The organism is Peribacillus sp. NPDC056705, assembly GCF_043656335.1.
Genome location: NZ_JBHTYI010000276.1, coordinates 1 through 1,063, shown reverse-complemented (window position 1 = coordinate 1,063; position 1,063 = coordinate 1). Strand labels below are relative to the sequence as shown.

Here is a 1,063-nt window from a genome sequence, read left to right as displayed (position 1 = left end):
TGGTGCTATCCTGCTCTACTCTAGACAGGATGATCAGGTTGTCGATTTTCTCAAGTCGAATAACTACCCCTTCGTTCTTGTCGGTCGAAGTGAGAAGTATCCGGATATATTGTCGGTCGACACCGACAACATACAGGCTGCCTATGATGCAACCAAGCATCTGATCTCCCTCGGACACAAGCGAATCGGCTTTGTTAGCGGCCCTCCCAATCTGATCGTGTCCCAGGATCGGATGAAAGGTTACCGCAAAGCGCTGGCCGATGCGAACCTTGAGATGCGCAAGGAATGGATTGTAGAAGGCGAGTTCCTGCAGGAGAGCGGTTATCGAGCAATGTCTTTTTTCATGAACTTGCCGGAGCGCCCGACTGCGCTTGTCATTGTGGATGATATTGTCGCTTTCGGCGTGCTGCGGGGATTGCATGAGCTCGGATATAAGGTTCCTGATGATGTAGCGATTATCAGCTTTAATAACATTTCGCTCACGGAGTTGTCCACACCGCCGCTCAGCAGCGTAGATATCGGCATCTATAACTTGGGTTACACCGCATCACAAGCGCTGATCCAAGCGATACGCAACGATGAGAATACAGTACTGCCTAACCGCTATATCATCCCGCATCGATTGATGACCCGCGAGTCTTCTATGTTCGCACCACCGAAGTAATACCAGGGCATCTGGATATATCCCTTTACAGCATGGTCCAAAAATAAAAGAAGCATTGCGGTGCTTCCTTTATTTTTACGATTTAATTCAAACGTTTGCACAAAATGAATGGAGGTTTATCATGCCATCTGTATCCGCATGTTTATTCGATCTTGACGGCGTTCTCGTGGATACCGCCAAGTACCACTATATCGCCTGGAAACGTCTTGCCGAGGAGCTCGGCTTCTCCTTCACAGAGCAGGACAACGAAAGGTTAAAGGGGGTTAGCCGAATGGCTTCCCTGGATATCCTGCTAGAGATTGGCGGCATTACGCTCGATGAGGACACCAAACTCACGCTTGCCGACAAGAAAAACGTCTGGTATGTCGAGTACATTTCCACCATGGATGCGTCCGAGAT

The 1,063-nt window shown here is 49.1% G+C and carries 2 protein-coding genes; both read left to right on the top strand.

What is annotated here, in order from left to right:
• A partial coding sequence (locus tag ACFRAK_RS29685; protein WP_394573291.1) for a substrate-binding domain-containing protein occupies nucleotides 1-664 on the top strand: 664 nt, incomplete at its 5' end.
• Between the two features lie 121 nt (nucleotides 665-785).
• The coding region (locus ACFRAK_RS29680) for an HAD hydrolase-like protein (protein WP_394573290.1) at nucleotides 786-1,063 on the top strand (278 nt) is incomplete at its 3' end.